19 protein-coding genes are annotated in these 18886 nt (G+C 70.2%); 12 read left to right on the forward strand and 7 right to left on the reverse strand.

Going from position 1 to position 18886, the window contains the following annotated elements:
* Nucleotides 1-102: 102 nt before the first annotated feature.
* Entirely contained in the window at nucleotides 103-2181 is a 2079-nt protein-coding gene (locus ACFWQG_RS16100; RefSeq protein ID WP_378508634.1) for a PhoX family protein, read from the forward strand.
* Between the two features lie 10 nt (nucleotides 2182-2191).
* Here ACFWQG_RS16100 and ACFWQG_RS16105 read toward each other — a convergent pair whose 3' ends face one another.
* From ACFWQG_RS16105 to ACFWQG_RS16115, 3 genes are all read right to left on the reverse strand, one after another.
* Nucleotides 2192-2950 carry a glycoside hydrolase family 25 protein gene (locus ACFWQG_RS16105; RefSeq protein ID WP_378508635.1) on the reverse strand — a complete coding sequence of 253 codons (759 nt, stop codon included), beginning with the start codon at nucleotides 2948-2950 and terminating at the stop codon, nucleotides 2192-2194.
* Between the two features lie 118 nt (nucleotides 2951-3068).
* Nucleotides 3069-4403, reverse strand: coding sequence for a glycogen debranching protein (locus ACFWQG_RS16110; RefSeq protein ID WP_378508636.1), 1335 nt, complete (start codon nucleotides 4401-4403; stop codon nucleotides 3069-3071).
* Nucleotides 4404-4464: 61 nt separating this feature from the next.
* Nucleotides 4465-4755 (reverse strand): hypothetical protein, encoded by a 291-nt coding sequence (locus ACFWQG_RS16115; RefSeq protein ID WP_378508637.1) that lies wholly within the window; start codon nucleotides 4753-4755, stop codon nucleotides 4465-4467.
* 242 nt (nucleotides 4756-4997) lie between these two features.
* Here ACFWQG_RS16115 and ACFWQG_RS16120 point away from each other — a divergent pair, with 242 nt between their 5' ends.
* Nucleotides 4998-5675: an SDR family oxidoreductase gene (locus tag ACFWQG_RS16120; protein WP_378508638.1), complete on the forward strand. Its 678-nt coding sequence runs from the start codon at nucleotides 4998-5000 to the stop codon at nucleotides 5673-5675.
* Nucleotides 5676-5699: 24 nt separating this feature from the next.
* Here ACFWQG_RS16120 and ACFWQG_RS16125 read toward each other — a convergent pair whose 3' ends face one another.
* On the reverse strand, nucleotides 5700-6875 hold the full coding sequence (locus tag ACFWQG_RS16125) for an NADH:flavin oxidoreductase (RefSeq protein WP_378508639.1): 1176 nt from the start codon (nucleotides 6873-6875) through the stop codon (nucleotides 5700-5702).
* Between the two features lie 169 nt (nucleotides 6876-7044).
* Between ACFWQG_RS16125 and ACFWQG_RS16130 the strand changes: the two genes are divergently transcribed.
* Nucleotides 7045-7959 carry an SGNH/GDSL hydrolase family protein gene (locus ACFWQG_RS16130; RefSeq protein ID WP_378508640.1) on the forward strand — a complete coding sequence of 305 codons (915 nt, stop codon included), beginning with the start codon at nucleotides 7045-7047 and terminating at the stop codon, nucleotides 7957-7959.
* A gap of 15 nt (nucleotides 7960-7974) precedes the next feature.
* Here the strand turns inward: ACFWQG_RS16130 and ACFWQG_RS16135 are convergent, their stop codons facing one another.
* The gene (locus ACFWQG_RS16135) at nucleotides 7975-8496 is read right to left on the reverse strand and encodes a flavin reductase family protein (protein ID WP_378508641.1); all 522 of its coding nucleotides are present in this window, start codon (nucleotides 8494-8496) and stop codon (nucleotides 7975-7977) included.
* A 233-nt stretch (nucleotides 8497-8729) separates the two neighbouring features.
* On the opposite strand from ACFWQG_RS16135, the gene ACFWQG_RS16140 reads away from it, so the two are divergent.
* Complete coding sequence (locus ACFWQG_RS16140; RefSeq protein ID WP_378508642.1) at nucleotides 8730-9299, forward strand: hypothetical protein; 570 nt, start codon at nucleotides 8730-8732, stop codon at nucleotides 9297-9299.
* 77 nt (nucleotides 9300-9376) lie between these two features.
* Here the strand turns inward: ACFWQG_RS16140 and ACFWQG_RS16145 are convergent, their stop codons facing one another.
* Together ACFWQG_RS16145 and leuS are read right to left on the reverse strand one after the other, a co-directional pair.
* Complete coding sequence (locus ACFWQG_RS16145; RefSeq protein ID WP_378508643.1) at nucleotides 9377-9751, reverse strand: nuclear transport factor 2 family protein; 375 nt, start codon at nucleotides 9749-9751, stop codon at nucleotides 9377-9379.
* A gap of 150 nt (nucleotides 9752-9901) precedes the next feature.
* Nucleotides 9902-12760, reverse strand: coding sequence for a leucine--tRNA ligase (leuS, locus tag ACFWQG_RS16150; protein ID WP_378508644.1), 2859 nt, complete (start codon nucleotides 12758-12760; stop codon nucleotides 9902-9904).
* A 185-nt stretch (nucleotides 12761-12945) separates the two neighbouring features.
* Here leuS and ACFWQG_RS16155 point away from each other — a divergent pair, with 185 nt between their 5' ends.
* The 8 genes from ACFWQG_RS16155 to ACFWQG_RS16190 all read left to right on the forward strand — a co-directional run bounded on the left by ACFWQG_RS16155 (nucleotide 12946) and on the right by ACFWQG_RS16190 (nucleotide 18825).
* Nucleotides 12946-13443 (forward strand): SdpI family protein, encoded by a 498-nt coding sequence (locus tag ACFWQG_RS16155; RefSeq protein WP_378508645.1) that lies wholly within the window; start codon nucleotides 12946-12948, stop codon nucleotides 13441-13443.
* Between the two features lie 94 nt (nucleotides 13444-13537).
* Complete coding sequence (locus ACFWQG_RS16160; protein ID WP_378508646.1) at nucleotides 13538-13987, forward strand: prevent-host-death protein; 450 nt, start codon at nucleotides 13538-13540, stop codon at nucleotides 13985-13987.
* On the forward strand, nucleotides 13951-14340 hold the full coding sequence (locus ACFWQG_RS16165; RefSeq protein ID WP_378508647.1) for a hypothetical protein: 390 nt from the start codon (nucleotides 13951-13953) through the stop codon (nucleotides 14338-14340). Before ACFWQG_RS16160 ends, ACFWQG_RS16165 begins: the two co-directional genes overlap by 37 nt.
* A 22-nt stretch (nucleotides 14341-14362) precedes the next feature.
* Complete coding sequence (locus tag ACFWQG_RS16170) at nucleotides 14363-15328, forward strand: DUF1648 domain-containing protein (protein ID WP_378508648.1); 966 nt, start codon at nucleotides 14363-14365, stop codon at nucleotides 15326-15328.
* A gap of 149 nt (nucleotides 15329-15477) precedes the next feature.
* On the forward strand, nucleotides 15478-16434 hold the full coding sequence (locus ACFWQG_RS16175) for an ABC transporter substrate-binding protein (protein ID WP_378508649.1): 957 nt from the start codon (nucleotides 15478-15480) through the stop codon (nucleotides 16432-16434).
* Nucleotides 16431-17492 (forward strand): FecCD family ABC transporter permease, encoded by a 1062-nt coding sequence (locus ACFWQG_RS16180; RefSeq protein WP_378508650.1) that lies wholly within the window; start codon nucleotides 16431-16433, stop codon nucleotides 17490-17492. Before ACFWQG_RS16175 ends, ACFWQG_RS16180 begins: the two co-directional genes overlap by 4 nt.
* Nucleotides 17492-18316 carry an ABC transporter ATP-binding protein gene (locus ACFWQG_RS16185; protein WP_378508651.1) on the forward strand — a complete coding sequence of 275 codons (825 nt, stop codon included), beginning with the start codon at nucleotides 17492-17494 and terminating at the stop codon, nucleotides 18314-18316. Before ACFWQG_RS16180 ends, ACFWQG_RS16185 begins: the two co-directional genes overlap by 1 nt.
* Nucleotides 18310-18825: a HugZ family protein gene (locus ACFWQG_RS16190; protein ID WP_378508652.1), complete on the forward strand. Its 516-nt coding sequence runs from the start codon at nucleotides 18310-18312 to the stop codon at nucleotides 18823-18825. The genes ACFWQG_RS16185 and ACFWQG_RS16190 overlap by 7 nt, the downstream gene beginning before the upstream one ends.
* Nucleotides 18826-18886 lie beyond the last annotated feature (61 nt).

The raw sequence follows: 18886 nt of genomic DNA on the forward strand, positions 1-18886 counted from the left end.
GCAGTCGGACCCACGTTGGGTGCGCGTTCACCCGGACGTTCCCATTCCATTACTTGCGCCTTCTACGGTCGCCGGGTCGTCGCCCTTCTGCCAGGAGTACCTGTGAAGCTCAAGCCCCTTGCCCTTTTCGTGACTCACGACGGCCAGTCCTCGCGGTCGAACGTGACCTGCCGCTACAAGTGCGGCGACGCCTGTTCCCACGACGTGCCCAACACCTCGGGCGGCGAGTATTTCGGCGACATCGTGCGCACCGTCCTGTCGCGGCGCGGGGCACTCAAGGCGGGCGCGACCACCGTCCTTGCGGTCGGGGCGGGTGGTGTCCTCGCCGGGTGCTCGAACGACGCGACGGCGCAGACCGGTTCGCTGGGCGGTGGCTCACTCGAAGGCGGCAGCTCCGCGCCGGGAATGGGGTTCGCCGCGGTCGCGCCGAACACCCTCGACGAGGTCGTCGTCCCCGCCGGATACGAGCAGGCCGTCGTCATCCGCTGGGGTGACCCGGTGCTGCCGGACGCGCCCGCCTTCGACTTCGCGAACCAGACTGCCGCGGCACAGGAGCGGCAGTTCGGCTTCAACAACGACTTCGCCGGCCTGCTCCCGATCCCCGGGGAGCCGCTCGCCTACCTGCTCGTCGTCAATCACGAGTACAGCACCGAGCCGTTCATGTTCCACGGCTACGACCCCGAGAACCCGACCGACGAGCAGATCCGGATCGGGCTCGCCGCGCACGGCCTGTCGGTCGTCAAGGTCCGCGGCGACTTTCAGTCCGGCCGTCTCACCCCGGAATTCGGCCCGCAGAACCGCCGCATCACCGCGACCACCGAATTCCACGTCACCGGTCCGGCGGCCGGCTCGGCACTGCTCAGGACGTCCGCCGACCCGACCGGAACCAAGGTCCTCGGCACCCTGAACAACTGCGCGGGCGGGCTCACCCCGTGGGGCACCGTGCTGTCCGGCGAGGAGAACTTCAACCAGTATTTCGCGAACGCCGCACAGGTCACCGACGCCACCGCGGCCGCGCGCCTCAAGCGGTACGGCCTGTCCGGCGACGCCAGCGAACGCAAGTGGGAACGCCTCGACCACCGCTTCGACCTCACGCAGGAACCCAACGAGGCCAACCGGTTCGGCTATGTCGTCGAGGTCAACCCGTGGGATCCGGCGTCGACGCCGATCAAGCACACCGCCCTAGGACGGTTCAAGCACGAGGCGGCGACCATCCACGTCACCGGTGACGGCACCGTCGTCGCGTACAGCGGCGACGACGAGCGGTTCGACTACATGTACAAGTTTGTCTCCAGCCGCAAGATGGTGCCCGGCGGCGGACAGGCCAGCATGCGGCACAACCTGACGATCCTCGATGCGGGCACCCTGTACGTCGCGAAGCTCAGCGGTGACTCACCCGACGAGGTCGACGGTTCTGGGAAGCTGCCGTCCGACGGCCGGTTCTCCGGCAAGGGAGAGTGGATCCCGATCCTGCGCACCGGGGAGGACGGCCGCGGCGAGTCCCTCGTCGACGACATGTCGGCCGAGGAAGTGGCGGTCTTCACCCGGATCGCCGGGGACAAGGTCGGCGCAACCAAGATGGACCGGCCCGAGGACTTCGAGCCCAACCCGAAGACCGGCAAGGTGTACGTCGCCCTGACGAACAACAGCCAGCGCGGCACCGACGGGAAGGCGCAGGCGGACGAGGCGAACCCGCGCAGCAACAACAAGAACGGCCAGGTGCTCGAGATCGAGGACGACCACGCGGGCACCGACTTCGTGTGGAACCTGCTGCTGGTGTGTGGTGACCCGGCCGCCGCCGACACCTACTTCGGCGGCTTCGACAAGACACAGGTCAGCCCGATCTCCTGCCCGGACAACCTGGCGTTCGACCCGCACGGCAACCTGTGGATCTCCACCGACGGCAACGCACTCAAGTCGAACGATGGCCTGTTCGCGGTCGCGTTGGAGGGGGAGCGGCGCGGCGAGACCAAGCAGTTCCTCACCGTCCCGAAGGGCGGCGAAACGTGCGGCCCCATCGTCGACGGCCGGCGGGTCGTGTTGTGTGTGCAGCATCCTGGCGAGGTCGACGGAGCAAGCGCCGACAGGCCTCAGTCACACTGGCCCGACGGCGGCGCCGCGCAGCCGCGACCGTCCGTGGTCGCCGTGTGGCGCGGCGCGGGCGGCGCGGTCGGGTCGTAGCGCACCTGAGTTACGAGCCGAACGGGTTCGAGAACCGGTTGATGTCGCCGAGGCCGCCGCCGTAGATGTTCAGGTCGATCGCGGCGTTGACGCCGGGAATGCGGCCGGAGTCGGTGTACTGCCAGAACGTCCAGTGCGACCACCCGCCGGGTAGCGGTCCCGGCTGGTTCTTGCCGTTGTAGTCGGCGATCCACAGCGGATAGTTCGAGAACTCGGTGGTGTTCGCCATCGCGGTCCGCCAGAAGTGCGGGTACGTGTAGATGATCGGCTTGTCCCCGGTGAGCGACTCGACCGCCCTCAGGTAGCGGCGGGTCCAGTCGATCACCGCGGCCGGCGGCAGCCCCTTGGCGTCCTCGAGGTCCAGCACCGGCGGAAGGCCGCCGCTGACCACCGGGAACGCGGTCGCCGCGAAGAACGCGGCCTGCGCCTCCGGGGACGCCCGGACGTCGGCGTAGTGGTAGGCGCCGCGGACCATGCCCGCGAGCCGCATCCCGATCCCGTCCTGCACGAAGTACGGGTTGACGTAGTTCAGGCCCTCGGTGGCCTTGACCATCGCGAACTGATGCCCCGACGCGCGGACGGCGAACCAATCGATGCCCGCGCCGCCCGGGTGCTGCCAGGACGCGACGTCCGGCCCCTTGACGGGTCCGGCGGCCGCCACCCCGGGCAGGCCCATCGCAAGCGCCCCCGCCACCACCAGTGGCGCGAACCGGATGACATGTCGGATACGACGGGCAGGTCGGATACGACCACGGCGCGGCGACGTCATGGCACGACCCTAGACCGATACCCGAACCGTGATGTGGCGGCCGACACAATCGTTATCGCCTGTTCGAACGCGGCCCGCCCAGCCCAGCCAGTCCCCGCTCAGCCCAGCCAGTCCCCGCTCAGCCCAGCCAGTCCAGGACCGCCGCCGCCGTCCACGACTGCTGCATGCTGCCGAGGGGCTCCCCGGTGAACGGCTCGTAGTACTCGGCGAAGCTGCCGTCACTGGCCTGACGGAGACCCTCGGCGCGCAGCTGCCGGGACCGCTCGGCCCAGCCGCGACGCGCGAACGCCCAGGAGAACAGCCACGTCATCACCGGCCACACCGGCCCGCGCCAGTACTCGCTGGCCCGGAAGTCCGCGGACACCGGGGACGTCGACGGGGGCACCGCGTACTTCAGGTCCGGATGCCCACAGAAGCGGGGCCCCTCGAAGATCCGAAGCAGGGCCCGTTCGCTGTCGCGGGGCAGGCCGCCGCATAGCAGCGGCGCGAACGTCGCGAGCGTGTCGGTGCCGATCCACCGTCCGGACCGCAGGTCGAGGTCGCGGGCCGCGCCGGACCGCGGGTCGGTGGTCGCGACGACCCCGGCGCGGAACCGGGCCGCCCACTCGTGCAGGTCGCGGACGTCGGCGCGCGGGGCCGCATGCTCCTCGCCAATGGTGGCGAGCACGTCGCAGGCGAGCGCGAAGATCGCGCTGACGAACACGTCCTCGACCGCGAAGCTCATCGCCGACGCCAGGTCCGTGTCGTCGTAGCTGACCTGCTTCATCTCCTCAAGCAGCCACAGGTAGCGGTCGTATTCGGCGTCGCTGGGCCGCTGCGCCGGGTCCTCGACGATGATGGTGTCGGCGCGCCGATAGGCCGGCACCGGCCCGGGAATCACGTTGGCGTACGGCATATCCCAGCGCGGGGAGTTGTCCATACCGGACTCCCAGCCGTGGTAGAGCGTCACCCGGCCCGACCCCTTCGGGTCGCGGGCGTGTGCGAGCCAGCGGTGCCAGCGCATCAGGTCGGGCCACCGGCGATCGAGGAACTCCTCGGCGACCGCGCGGGTGCTGCGGCCGTGCCTGCGGGAGTGGTCGAGGATCCGCTGCACCGCGATGGCGTGCACCGGGGGTTGGGTGATCCCGGAGGTCCGGGGTGTCGATGGGGCGGCCGCGGCCAGCTCGGTCGCCCAGCGGTCCGGCCCGGGGAAGTAGCCGTCGACACCGTTCGCGAACACGATGTGCGGGATCATTCCGTTGCGCCACTGCGCGGAGAGCAGGGTGTCGAGCTCGACAACGGCCCGCTCGACGCTCAGCGGCGCCAGCCCCACCGCGACGAAGGCCGCGTCCCAGCTCCACATGTGCGGGTACAGGCGGGGAGCGGCGCTGGTCATCGTTCCCAGATCATTGCCCCGCAGCAGGTAGGCGGCGCGCGCCGCGAGCTGGGTTGGCGTGAAACCGGGATCCGACATGCCCACCAGTGTGCGGCCCGCCGGGGCGCCATGCCCGCCGGGCCGGGGAGTTGCCGGTGCGTCAGCCCTTGGGCCGGGACACCTCGTCGGAGCTGCGGAACACCAGCCGCCCGTCGTCGAGCTTGATCGCCCACCGCTTGGCGAGCGCCCAGTCGCGGCCGTAGTCGGCCTCATCCTCGACCAGCGCACCACCGAAATCGTCGACGATGACGCCGGATTCCTGCGTCGGATCACCCTTGCCCGACACCGGGTCGGCCCTGGTCACCACGCTGTCGCCGACGGCGAACGGGACGCCCCCGGACTTCCCGCCCGGTGCTGCACCGGACCCCTTCGATTCCTTGCCGGATCCCATGTTCGCGACTTCCTTCCTGCTCGCCCGGGTCCGCACGGTCCGGTGGAACAACACGGACCACGGCGCCGATACGGCACCAGACTCGTAACCAGAATGTAGCTGACGCGCTACCTCCTTCGCCCGTCGGCGCGGGGTGATCATGGCCTCTCGAGTCTAGGTACGACCCGGCCACCCCGCAGCGCGCGACATGCGCCGTCGACGCGATCGACCGAGTCCCGCTCCGGGGGCCTATCGTTCGACCCATGCGCCCGACAGCACTGATCACCGGGGCAGGCCGCGGCCTCGGCGCCGCCATCGCCCGTGAGCTCGCCCCGACCCACGACCTCCTCCTCGGTGCCCGCACGGCGGATTCGCTGACCGCGATCGTCGCCGAACTCGACTCGGCCCGCGGATGGCCGGTGGACCTGACCGATCATGCCGCCGTTGCCGCTGCGGTCGCGGGCATCGACCGGCTGGACGTTCTGGTGCACAACGCAGGCGTCGCGGAGATCGGCACCGTCGAGGACACCCCGATCGCGGCGTGGCGGGACATGTACGAGGCCAATGTGCTTGCCGTCGTCGAGCTGACCCGGCTGCTACTTCCCGCGCTCCGTTCCGCGAATGGCCATGTGGTGCTGATCAATTCGGGTGCGGGCCTACGCGCCAACCCGGGATGGGGCGGCTATGCGGCGAGCAAGTTCGCGCTGCGTGCGTTCGGCGATGCCCTGCGCGCGGAGGAACCGGCACTGCGCGTCACCTCCGTCCACCCGGGGCGGATCGACACCGACATGCAGCGCGCGATCGTCGCCGCGGAGGGCGAAACCTACGATCCCGCGCGGTTCCTCGCGACCGCCTCGGTCGCGCGGGCGGTCCGGGGCGCCGTGGACGCGCCGCGCGACGCGCACCCGACGGAGATCGTGCTGCGCCCGACCGGGCGCTGACCGGCCAACCGCGCAGGGCGGCGGCTACTTCCGTTCCACCAGCACGCAGCGAGCGCCGGAGAAGATCGTCGGCATGCACTTGTTGCAGTGGATGCACAGCGACCGGGTGCGCTCGTCCGCGGCGATCCGGTTGACCAGGTCGGGTTCGCGGAGCAGGGCGCGGGCCATCGCGACGAACTGGAACCCCTCCGCCATCGCGGTGTCCATGCCCGCCCGGTCGGTGACGCCGCCGAGCAGCACGAGCGGCAGGTCGACGGCGGCGCGGATCTGCCTGGCGGACTCGAGCATAAACAGCGGCTCGTACGGGTACGTGCGGATGAACTTCTTGCCGACTGCCTTCACCCCGGCCCGGAGCAGCGGCTGCGACATCGCCTGCGCGAACTCGTGCACCGGGGCGTCGCCGCGGAACAGGTACATCGGGTTGAGCAGCGAGCTGCCCATCGTCAGCTCCAGCGCGTCCAGCCCGCCGTCGGCCTCGAGCCACTGCGCGACCTGGATCGCCTCGTCGACCCAGAAGCCGCCGGGGACACCGTCATCGATGTTCAGTTTCGCGAGGATCGCGATTCGGTCGCCGACCGCCTCCCGGACGGCGAGCGCGATGTCCCGGACGATGCGGGCCCGGTTCTCCAGCGACCCGCCGTAGCCGTCCTTGCGATGGTTCGTCGCCCGGCTGAGGAACGAGCTGGCGAAGTAGTTGTGCCCGAAGTGGATCTCGACGGCGTCGAAGCCGCCCTCGATCACGTGCCGCGCGGCGTCCGCGTGCGCGGCGGTGATCCGGGCGATGTCGTCCCGGGTCGCGGACCGCGTCATCTTCATGCTCAGCGGATTGAAGGAGGGGGACGGAGCGAGGGCGGGATACCCGTTCGACTTCGCGTTGGCCACCGGCCCGGCGTGGCCGATCTGGGCGGACGCGGCGGCCCCCTCGGCGTGGATAGCGTCGGTGAGCCTGCGCAGTCCGGGCACCACCTCGGGCCGCATCCACAGCTGCCCGTACTCGGTGCGGCCCTCGGGCGCGACCGCGCAGTAGGCCACGGTCGACATCCCGACCCCGCCGGCGGCGGGGCGCCGGTGGAACTCGATGAGGTCGTCGGTGACCAGGGCGTTCGGGGTCTTCCCCTCGAAGGTGGCCGACTTGATGATGCGGTTGCGCAGGGTGATCGGGCCGAGCTTGGCTGGCGCAAGCACGTCGGGGTTGGTCACGTCGATGTCCTCCGGTCGCGGGTCACCCGAGCCTAGGACAATTCCGTTACCAGTGGAACCGTAATTGTCGTTTCGGTGCGCGCGGGGCGGTAACGATTCCGCGCGAACGTCGGCGGACACCGCGGGCGGGGCCTAGCCTCGCGGGCAGCCCACCCACGGAGGTTCGCCCATGCGTCACACCCTGATCACCCTCGCATCCGCGGCCGCCGCCGCGCTCCTGCTCTCGGTCGCGCCCGCCGGGGCGGACCCGACGCCCGCCCCGACCTACTACGTCTCGCTCGGGGACTCCCTGGCCACCGGATACCAGCCGGACACCGCCACCAACGAGGACTTCGCGTACACCGACCGGATCTACGCCGCACTGCGCGCCGAGGAGCCGACCCTGCAGCACGTCCGGCTCGGCTGCGCCGGCGAGACCACCGAGACGATGATGAACGGCGGCAGGTGCGTGTACCCGGATGCGACCTCGCAACTCGACGCGGCAACACGGTTCCTCACCGAGCATCGCGGGCAGGTCCGGTACGTCAGCGAGGGGATCGGCGGCAATGACGTCAACCACTGCCTCAGCGGATCGGGGTCCGGCGGGCTACCCGACATCGGGTGCATCACAGACGAACTCGCGACGATTCGGCAGAACATCGCCACGATGAAAAGTCAGCTGACGGAGGCGGGCGGCCCGGACGTCCGCTACGTCGGGATGACCTACTACGACCCGGCCCTCGCCGGCTGGATCGGCGGCGGCACCGGCAGGCTCGTCGCCAACGCCACCGCCGTCGCCAACAACGTGCTCAGCGCCACCATCGCCGACGCCAACGCGTCCGCCGACTGGAAGACCGCCGACGTCGCAGCGGCGTTCGCCAACAACGATTTCGGCAACCCCGTCACCCTCCCCGGCATCGGGGAGGTGCCGCACAATGTCGCCCAGATCTGCCGGTGGACATGGATGTGCACCCCGTACAAGGACATTCACGCCAACAGGGAGGGACACCAGGTGATCGCCGACACGTTCCTGCCGGTATTGACCGGAGCCGAGCCCGGACTCGGATCCGGGTCGGCGGCCGGATCGCTCGCCGACGGCTCCTGACCGGGGCCGGGCCGGTCAGTGCGCGGCGAAGTCTCCGTAGCCGCCCTTGAAGAAGAGCAGCGGCTGACGATCGACGTCGGCGGTCAGATCGGTGATGCGGGCGATCACGATGGTGTGGTCACCGGCGTCGTGCTCGACCTCGACGGTCGCGTCGATCCGGGCCAGCGTGCCGTCCAGCGCGGGCGCACCGTTCGGGGCCGTCGACCAGGAGACGCCGGCGAACTTGTCGGCGCCGCTGGTCGCGAACTGGCCGCAGATGTCCTTCTGGTCGTGCGCGAGCACGTTGATGCACAGGTGCCGGGCCTCGCGCAGCAGCGGCCAGCTCTTCGACGTCTTCGTCGGGCAGAACGAGACGAACGGCGGCTCGAGCGACAGCGACACCACGGACTGGCAGGTGAACCCGAGGGGGCGCTCGCCGTCGTGCGCGGTGATCACCGCGACGCCCGTGCAGAAGTGGCTCATCACCTTGCGCAAGGTGGCGGCGTCGGGACCGGACAGCTCGATGTGCTCGGCGACAGCGGTCTGTTCTGCACTCATGTGTGATTCCTCCTGACGAAACGGGCCCCGACAGGATCGAGTGCCAGCAGGCACTATGCCATCCGCTGTCCCGGTCAGTGGGCTCGCTCCCGGTATTCGGCGGCCAGCCCGGTTTCCGGCCGACGTCGGCGGGCGGAAGCGACAGTGCCGGGCTCCCGATCAGCGGGAACCGGGCGACGGCCTGCGCGGCGCCGGGCCTAGCGTCGGTCATCGGCACCGATTGGAGGCAACGCATGGAGACCCTGCAGCACGAGGACGGCCGGTTCGTCGTCGACCCCGACAGGATTCGCGCGTTCGCGGACGCGACCGGGTGCACCAACACCGCCTACCGGGACTCCCGGCCCGTCGTCCCCCCGACCTACCTGTGCGGCACCGACCCCGTCGCCGGCGGGCACGACCTGCCGCTCGAACGCGACTGCCGGTTCTTCGGGCTGCCTCCCCGCGCGGGCGACCTGCTCCGGGTCACCGTCCGCGACGGCGACCACGACCGCCTCACCGAGTACCGGGACGCGGACGGCAGGCTGATCGCGGACGCCTGGACCCAGGGGTCGGGCGGGGACACCGCGGCCGTCGGGCTGCTCGCGAACTACGCCACCGACTGGCTCGGCGCCGAGTCGGTCCGCCGGTTCCGGACCCGGCTGGTCGAGCCGGTCGCCGCGGGCGAGGCGCTCTCCTGCACCGGGGAGGTGCTGCAGGAGTACACCGCGGACGGGGAGCCGCGCATCGACGTGGTGCTCACCGCCGTCGCGGGCGGGGGACGGATCGCGGCCCGCGCCTGGGCCACCTTCGCCCGCGCCGCCTGACACCCCGTTCGGGTTCCGTAATGTCACATTGGCTCACGTGACGTTCCCCAATGTGACATTACGGAACCTCGGGTTGGTCAGCGGGCGACCATGTCCTCGGGGCCCCAGATCGCCTTCATGCTGGTGATCTTGGCGTCGTCGTCGAAGGTCATCACGTCGATGACGGAGATCTCGACCTTCTGCTCACCCATGTGGGTGGTGAGGGTGAAGTTGAACGCGGCGTGGTCGGCGGCGATCTTGACGATGCCGAGCTCGACGGTCTGCTCGAGCGGCTCGATGATGCCGTAGAACTCGCGCAGCGCCGCCTCGGTGGTGCGCGGCTCGGTGCCGACCGGATCCTCGACGGTCGCGCCCGGCGCGTACAGCGCGAGCACGTCGTCGACGGTGCCCCCGGCGACCGACTTCACGTACGACTCGATGGTGGCCTGAATGCTCTCGCGTGACGGTGCCATGCCGGTTTCCCTTCGATTTCTAGAACACGTTTCAGAATCGAAGAGTACCGGCACGACACGCGCCCCGCCGCCCGTTGAATGGGGGTTCATGGGTCATTCGCCTGCCGGACGTGACGCATGAACCCCCATTCATCGGATGCGGCGGCTCGCCTACTTGACGACGTTCACCATCTTGCCCGGGACGACGATCACCTTGCGGGGGGCGTTGCCCTCCAGGAACGCGACGATCTTCTCGTCCGCGAGGGCGGCGGCCTCGATGGTCTTCGGGTCGGCGTCCGCGGCAACGGTGATGCGGCTGCGAACCTTGCCGTTGACCTGGATCGGGTACTCGACGGAATCCAGGGCCAGCCACCTCTCGTCCGCGGTCGGGAACGGCCCGTGCGCCAGCGAGATCTCGTTACCGAGCCGGGACCACAGCTCCTCCGCGACGTGCGGCGCGACCGGTGCCAGCATCAGCACCAGCGGCTCCACCGCGGCCCGCGGCGCCCCGTCCGGGTACGCCTTGGTGAGGTGGTTGGTCAGCTCGATCAGCTTCGCGATCGCGGTGTTGTCGCGCAGCGCCGTGTAGTCGGCGGTGACCCCGTCGATCGCCCGGTGCACCGCCCGCAGGGTGTCCTCGGTCGGCTCGGCGTCGGTGACGCGCAGCGCCCCGGTCTCCTCGTCGACGACGGTGCGCCACGCGCGCTGCAGGAACCGCTGCGCGCCGACGACGTCCTTGGTGGCCCACGGCCGGGAGGTGTCCAGCGGGCCCATCGACATCTCGTAGACGCGCAGCGTGTCGGCGCCGTAGTCGTCGCAGATCTCGTCCGGCGCAACGGCGTTCTTCAGGGACTTGCCCATCTTGCCGTACTCGCGGTTAACCTCGGCACCCTCGTAGAAGTACTTGCCGCCCTCCTCCACGACGTCCGCGGCAGGCACGTACACGCCGCGGCTGTCGGTGTACGCGTACGCCTGGATGTAGCCCTGGTTGTACAGGCGTCGGTACGGCTCGGACGAGCTGACGTGCCCGAGGTCGAAGAGCACCTTGTGCCAGAACCGCGAGTACAGCAGGTGCAGCACCGCATGCTCGACGCCGCCGACGTACAGGTCGAGGCCGCCGGGATCGTTCGGGCCGTGCAGCTCCGGCCGCGGACCCATCCAGTACTGCTCGTTCTCCTTGGCGCAGAACGCATCCGAGTTTGTGGGGTCGATGTAGCGCAGCTGGTACCAGGAGCTGCCCGCCCACTGCGGCATCACGTTGGTGTCGCGGTGGTAGCTCTGCATGCCGTCGCCGAGGTCGAGCTCGACGTTCACCCAGTCCGACGCCTTCGCCAGCGGCGGGGACGGCTCGGAGCTCGCGTCGTCCGGGTCGAAGGACACCGGGGCGTAGTCCTCGACCTCCGGAAGTTCCACCGGCAGCGCGGAATCCGGCAGCGCGTGCGCGAGCCCCTGCTCGTCGTAGACGACCGGGAACGGCTCACCCCAGTACCGCTGCCGGGCGAACAGCCAGTCCCGCAGCTTGTACTGGATGGTGCCCTCGCCGCGGCCGTCGGCCTCGAGTCGGGCGATGACGGCCTTCTTCGCCTCGGCGATGCTCAGCCCGTCGAGATAGTCGGAATTCACCAGCGGGCCGTCGCCGGAGTACGCGACCTCGGTGATGTCGCCGCCCGCGATGACCTCGACGATCGGCAGGCCCAGTTCGGTGGCGAACTCCCAGTCGCGGTGGTCGTGGCCGGGCACGGCCATCACGGCGCCGGTGCCGTACCCGGTGAGCACGTAGTCGGCGATGAACACCGGAACCTTGTGCCCGTTCACCGGATTGACCGCGTAGGAACCGAGGAAGACGCCGGTCTTCTCCTTGCTTTCCTGCCGCTCGAGGTCCGACTTCGCGGCGATCGCGGCGCGGTAGGCGGCGACCGCCTCGGTCGGGGTCGCGGCGCCACCAGTCCAGCGCGGGTCGGTGCCGTCGGGGTACACGTCGGCGACGAGCGTGTCGACGAGGTCATGCTCGGGGGCGAGCGCGACGTAGGTGGCTCCGAACAGGGTGTCGGCGCGGGTGGTGAACACCTCGATGTCGTAGTCCGGGGCAACGGAGGCTTGCTCCCGATGCGCGGCGAACTTGACCCGGGCGCCCTGGCTGCGTCCAATCCAGTTGCGCTGCATGGACTTGACCTTCTCCGGCCAGTCCAGGTACTCGAGGTCGTCGGTGAGCCGGTCGGAGTAGGCGGTGATCCGCATCATCCACTGCCGCAGGTGCTTCCGGAAGACTGGGAAGTTGCCGCGCTCGGAGCGTCCGTCGGCGGTGACCTCCTCGTTGGCCAGTACCGTACCCAGTCCGGGGCACCAGTTGACCATCGAATCCGACTGGTAGACAAGGCGGTACGAGTCGAGTTCGGCATGCTTCTCGGCGGCCGACAGGTCCGCCCAGGCGCGGCCGTCGGCGGGAGAGCGGGTGCCCGCGGCGAACTCCGCCTCCAACTCGGCAACCGGGCGGGCCCGATTCAGCTCGGTGTCGTACCAGGCGTTGTAGATCTGCAGGAAGATCCACTGCGTCCAGTGGTAGAAGTCGACGTCGGTGGTGGCGACGGACCGGCGCTCGTCGTGCCCGAGACCGAGACGGCGCAACTGCCGCGTCATGTTCGCGATGTTCGCCTCGGTGGTGGTGCGGGGGTGGGTGCCGGTCTGCACCGCGTACTGCTCGGCGGGCAGTCCGAACGCGTCGTACCCGAGGGTGTGCAGCACGTTGTGCCCGTTCATCCGGTGGAACCGGGCGAACACGTCCGTCGCGATGTAGCCGAGCGGGTGACCCACGTGCAGGCCCGCACCGGACGGGTACGGGAACATGTCCTGCACGAACAGCTTGTCCGCGGGCAGCTCACCGGCGAGATCACCGACCGGGTTGGGGGCGTTGAAGGTGCCCCGCTCGCGCCACTGGTCCTGCCAGTGCGCCTCGATACGGCCCGCGAGGTCCGCGGTGTAGCGGTGCTGGGGGGTCGCGTCGCCGCCTGGCTGCTGCACTGACTCGGTCACTGTTCGCTGTCTTCTCTGCGCGGGGGTCTGAGGAGCCTGCGAGGGTGGACACGGCTGCGGCCGGTCGCCGCGGGCTCCGCGGTCAGGGGCGTCCGCGCCCGGATTCCGGGCAGGATTTCCCGAGACCAGCTTAGGGCGTCACCCTCGGACGCCCACGGGACGGCCCCCGACGTACCCTGGTGGTCGTGCTCATCGTTGCAAGCGTGCTGTTCGTCGTCGCCGTCGTCGTCGGAGGCGTCGCGGTCGCCGGGATGACCGGGCGACTGCCGCGCAACCGCTGGGCCGGGGTCCGCACCCCCGACACCCTCGCCTCCGAGGAGACCTTCACCCTCGCCAATCGGATCGCCGGGCCGACGCTGGCCGCGGCCGCGTTGCTACTGGTCATCGGCGGGGTCGGCGCGCTGGCTCTGCCCACCGTCGGTGGCCTCGCGGTCGCGGCGGTCGCCGTCGTCGCCGCGCTGGTGACCGCCGGCTACGGCGGCGCCATCGGAGCCAGGGCCGCCGCGGCGGCAGCTCCCGCGGGCTGCGGTGACGCCTGCGGCTGCGGGCACGAGGCCACCGCGCCCGACGCCACCGTCTCGGTGTGCGCAACCGAGTCGCCCGCGGACGCCGCGGCCGCCGCGGACTGCGGCACCGACTCCTGCGGTTCCTGCTCCCTCAAGGGCGCCTGCCTGCCGCACTGACTCCCCTCCGGCAACCGGACGCCGGTTGATCGCCCAGGCACCGCGCCGGAGGACCTCCCTAGACTTCCGAATATATTCCGAATAGCATTGCTGCATGACCAGCGCAGCCATGACGACCAGGCGTTCCTCGGACCTGAGCAAGCACTCCGCCGAGGTCTTCGCCGAGGCCGAGGAGCACCCCGTGACGGTGACCCGGCGCGACGGCGAAGCGCTGGTGTTGATGTCGCAGCGCGAGGCGGAGGGTCGTACTCGTTTGCTGAACTTCGCCGCCCAACTCATCACGGTCACCCTTGACGACACCGGTTCTCTCGCCGACCGAATGAGCAGGGCCTTCCCCTGGATGCTTGCGCTGTCGCCGGCGGATCGGGAGTCCTGCGCCCAAGACCTCGTCGATGCCGCGCGCGCCTCGTTCTCCACCAACCAGCCGCATCTGGCGATGGCCGAGCTGACATCGTGGAAGGAGACGGCCACGGCTGTGGCGGCGGGGCTTGGCGGCGCCGACGTCGAATGGCTCGACGAGGAGAAGAGCGTGGAGCGTCCCTGATCGTGGTGGCAGCGAAGAAGGGCGAGTTGGTTTCCCGACCTCCGAAGAAGAGTGAGTACGAGCTCCGGTTTGCGACCTCGGATGCGCGTAGAGGCTGGCAGGACCTCGTCGCGACCATCCGCAACCCGATGACAGAGACCTGGGACTTCCTGACGCGGACACCCCTGTCCACGACACCAACGAACTATCGACTCAAGGGTGAGCTCGGGGTGATCTCGCGCGGCGGCACGAGCCACCAACGTTGGCAGCACAAGCCGACTGCGAGGGGTACCGCGCGCATTTGGTTTTACGTCCAGGAGCGCACGGTGTTCCTGGAGCAGGTGCACACGAGCCATCCGAACGAGACCAAGTAGGCGCGGGGCGCATAATCCGGCCATGAGCGAATCGCGGTCGTTCGACCCGGCCGGTGTGGTGTTCGGGGTCGCGGTGCCCCTGCTGTCCGCGGCAACGGTGCTGGTCACCGAGCTGACCTTGCGGTCCCGGCTGCCGGACACCCTCGCGATCCACTGGGGTGTCGGCGGCAGCGCCGACAGTTTCACCGCGACCGGGTCGGCGGCATGGACGTTCGTGCTGGTCATCGTCCTGGTCGGGGGCGGCTCCAGCGCGGTCGCCGCGCTCGCGCAGGCGATGCTGATGATGCGCCGCACCATGGTCATCGTGGGGTCCGCCGTCACCGGGCTGATGCTGACGCTGTGGCTCGGCCTGCTGGCCGCGAATCTGGATCTCACCGATCCGGCCGACGCGCGACTGTCCACCACGACGATCGTGGTCGGGATCCTGGTCGGTGGGGCGGTCGGCGTGGTCGGGGCGTCCCTGCTGCGGGACCATCGGGAACGGCGGTCGGCGACGGCGGCGCCCGACGCCCGGTTGCCGCGCGGGCCGGTGGACCTGCCGATCGTGGCCCGGGTCGGCCTGGGGACCGGCACCACGGCGGTGCTGGTCGGTGTCGCCGCCCTGGTGACGGTCGGGTTGTGCCGACTGGCGGGGTCGTGGTGGCTGATGGCGGTGTTCCTGCCGGTGAGCGCGCTGGTGATCGGGCTGCTGCGGTTCCGGGTGGTGGTCGACGAGTCGGGGCTGCGGGTGTTCAACATGGGCATGTGCGCGCTCGGGTACGGCGTCGACGAGCTCGAGGGCGCGAAGGTCACCGAGGTGGCGCCGTTCCGCGACTTCGGTGGCTGGGGTCTGCGGGCCAAGGGTCGCGGTAACTACGGCGTCGTCACCGAGACCGGGCCTGCTCTCGTCTTCACCGCCGCGAACGGGCAGCGGCTGACGGTCACCACGGATCGGGCGCCGGCGATGGCCGGTGCGCTCAACGCGCTCGCCGACCGTCGACACGGGTAGGCGGCACCGGCCGGAAACTGTCGCCGTGCGTGGGACCCCGACTTGACAGCTCAAGGGTCCGCGACGAACTCTTTAGCGCAGGCTGCCCTGCATTTGGGTACCCTCACCTAATTGCCGAGCTTCGCCGCCCACCCGAGGAGTGCACCCCCGTGCGACACCGTTCCACGCCGATCGCCGCAGCCCTCGTCTGCCTCGCCGCCCTCGCCGGGGCCACCGCCTGCGGCAGCGACGCGCCCGCGTCGACCGCGGCCGCCGCCACCAGCACCGCGACCGCCGCCGAGGACACCGCGCGCCGGGACGCGGCCCTCGCGCAGTTCCCGGCGACCCCGCCGGCCACGGTGGTCACCGCCTCGGTGCCGCTGGCGGAGGTGCTCACCCTGCTCGGTGTCCCGGTCGCCGGTGTGCCGTCCACCACGACGCAGCAGCTGCCGACGACGCTGGACTCCGTGCCGCGCATCGGCACCGTGAAGGCGCTCGACGTGGAGAAGATCGTCAGCCTCGGCCCGGACCTGGTGGTCGCGGCCGAGGGCGCGCGGGAGGCGGTCGCGGCCACCCTGACGTCGACCGGCATCCCCGGCGCCTACCTCGAGACCGAGAGCTTCGGCGACCTGCGGTTCGCGGTGCAGGTGCTGGGCGAGGCCTTCGGCCGGCAGGACCGCGCCGCCGAGGTCCTGGCCACGATGGATACCCACGCCGCGCGGCTCGCCGAGTCCGGGACCCCGGGCGAGAAGGTGCTGGTCCTGATCGGCGCCGCGGACTCCTTCATGGTGATGAACAACAACTCCTTCCTCGGAAGCCTGATCCAGCTGGCCGGCGCCGACAACGTCGCCGACTCGGCGCTCGGCGCGACGGAAACCTTCAGCGCGGTGAACCTGGAGAACATCATCGCCGCGGCGCCGGACGTGGTGCTGGTGCTGCGCTCCGGCGACGTCGCCGCCGGCCAGGCCGCGTTCGACGCGGAGGTCGCGAAGAACCCGGCGTGGACGAGCCTGCCCGCGTACGCGAACGACCGCATCCACGTCCTCGATTACGCGACCTTCGGCTACACCTCGGTGACCGGACTCGACAGGGCCGTGCCGACCCTCGCGGGCGTGCTCACCCCGTGAGCGCCCCGCCGACCGCGAAGGCCGCGCCGCCCGCGGGTGACCCGTCGACCGCGGGGTCGGCCCCGACCCCTACCCGCGGCCGGTCCCGGTGGGCGCTGCCCGCCGCCTGGATCCTGCTCGCCGTGGCCACCGTCGTCAGCCTGGGCCTGGGCAGCGTGCACATCTCGCCCGCGGAGATCCTCGGCATCCTGTCGGGGGCGGGCGAGCCGGGGTCGTTCGACACGATCGTGTGGGACGTGCGGCTGCCGCGGGTCCTGCTGGCGCTGCTGGTGGGGTCGGCGATCGCGGTCTCGGGTGTGCTGCTGCAGACGGTGATGGGCAATCCGCTGGCGGATCCGGGGCTGACCGGGGTCACCAGCGGGGCCGCGGCCCTGGTCCTGGTGATCCTGCTGGCCGCCCCCGCCTACCACTCGATGATCCCGGTGGCCGCCTTCGTCGGCGGCGTGGTCGCCGCGACGATCGTGTACGCGTTGGCATGGCGGCGCGATGGCATCAAACCGCTGAACATCATCCTCGCCGGTGTCGCGGTCAACGCGCTCGCGGGCGCGTTCATCGCGTTCCTGTCGCTGCGCTACAGCGAACGCCTGCCCGCCGCGATCCAGTGGATGAACGGCAGCCTCGCCGCGAAGAGCATGAGCTCGGTCTGGATGATCCTGCCCTACATCGCGATCGGTCTCGCCGTCTCGCTGCTGTGCGTCCGCTCGGCGAACGTGATGCGGCTCGGCGACGACGTCGCCCGCAACCTCGGCGAGGGCGTGAACCTCACCCGCATCCTGCTGTCGCTGGTTGCGGTGTTCCTGGCCGCGATCGCGGTGTCCGCGGTCGGCATCATCGGCTTCGTCGGCCTCGTCGTCCCGCACATCGCCCGGATGATCGTCGGCTCGAATCACGCCGTGCTGATCCCGATGAGCATCGCCGTCGGCGCCCTGTTGGTGTTGATCTCGGACACCGTGGGGCGAACCGCGTTCAGCCCCACCGAGATCCCCGCGGGCATCATCATGGCGGCGATCGGCGCCCCCTACTTCCTCTACCTGATGCGTCGACAGGGAGCGCGGTAATGCTGCTCGAGGGGCGGGGCCTGGGAATCTGGTACGGCGACAAGCGGATCGTCGACGACGTCTCGATCGCGGTGGGGTCGAACGAGGTGGTCACCCTGATCGGGCCGAACGGGTCCGGCAAGTCCACCATCTTCAAGGCGCTGAGCGGCCGGCTCGCCCCGCGCACCGGAGCCGTCCTGTTGGAGGGTGCGGACCTGACGTCGTGGTCGGCCCGCAGGCGGGCCAGGGCGATCGGCATGCTCAACCAGAAGAACACCGCGCCAGAGGACATGACGGTCCGCGAACTCGTCGGCTACGGCAGGCACCCGCACCGCCGCTGGTACGAACGGTCCACCGCCGACGACGGGGAGGCCGTCGACTGGGCGATCGCGCACACCGAACTGAAGGCTCTCGCGGAGCGTCCGGTGTCGCAGCTGTCCGGCGGCGAGGCGCAACGGGCGTGGCTGGCAATGGTTCTCGCGCAACGGCCGCGGGTGCTGCTGCTCGACGAGCCGACGACCTACCTCGACATCGCGCACCAGCACGAGGTGCTCGAGGTGGTCACCTCGCTGAACCGGACCCTGGGCATCTCGGTGCTGATGGTGCTGCACGACCTGAACCAGGCGGCGACGTTCAGCGACCGCATCGTCGCGCTGTCCGGGGGTCGGGTCGTCGCCGACGGCGCCCCGGCCGCGGTGCTCACCCCCGACCTGATCCGCGACGTGTACGGCATGGAGGCCGAGGTGCAGGCGCATCCCGGCACCGGCCACCCCCGAATTCACCTGGTCCGGCGGCAATGGACCATTGCCGCGAATGTCCCCACCCCCGAGGAGAACCGATGCTGACCGATACCGAACTCGAGAAGTCGCTGACCGGCTACCGCGACTTCCTCGCCACCCGCAAGACCGTCGTCATCGCGACGAAGGACGAGACCGGGGAGCCGTTCCAGTCGATCGCCCCGTTCGTCGCGGACGACGGCGCCCTGTACGTCTACGTCAGCGAGGTCGCCGACCACTACCGGTACCTGCGGGACGCGGACACCGCGCGGGTGATGATCCACGGCGACGAGTCGACGGCCGCCAACATCTTCGGGGTCGAGCGGGCCAGCTTCGTCTGCGACGTCGAGCAGCAGCCGGAGGAGGGGAACGAGGGCGTCTTCGAGAAGTTCGGTGAGAGCACCAACCCGAAGATGGTCCAGTTGCTCCGCGGCCTCGACTTCCACCTGTTCCGGCTGACCCCGCGCGCCGGCCGCTACGTCGTCGGCTTCGGCAAGGCCTTCGAGGTCAGCTTCGACGGCAGCCGCTTCGAGCACGTCGTCATCGACAAGAAGCCGGGCGCCGCGCAGAACGCCTGACCGGACCGGGCGGCCACCGACACCCCGTGCCGGTGGGTGTCGGCGCCACCGGCACGGCAGA

Source organism: Rhodococcus sp. NPDC058532 (assembly GCF_042719255.1).
Lineage (GTDB): Bacteria > Actinomycetota > Actinomycetes > Mycobacteriales > Mycobacteriaceae > Rhodococcus_G.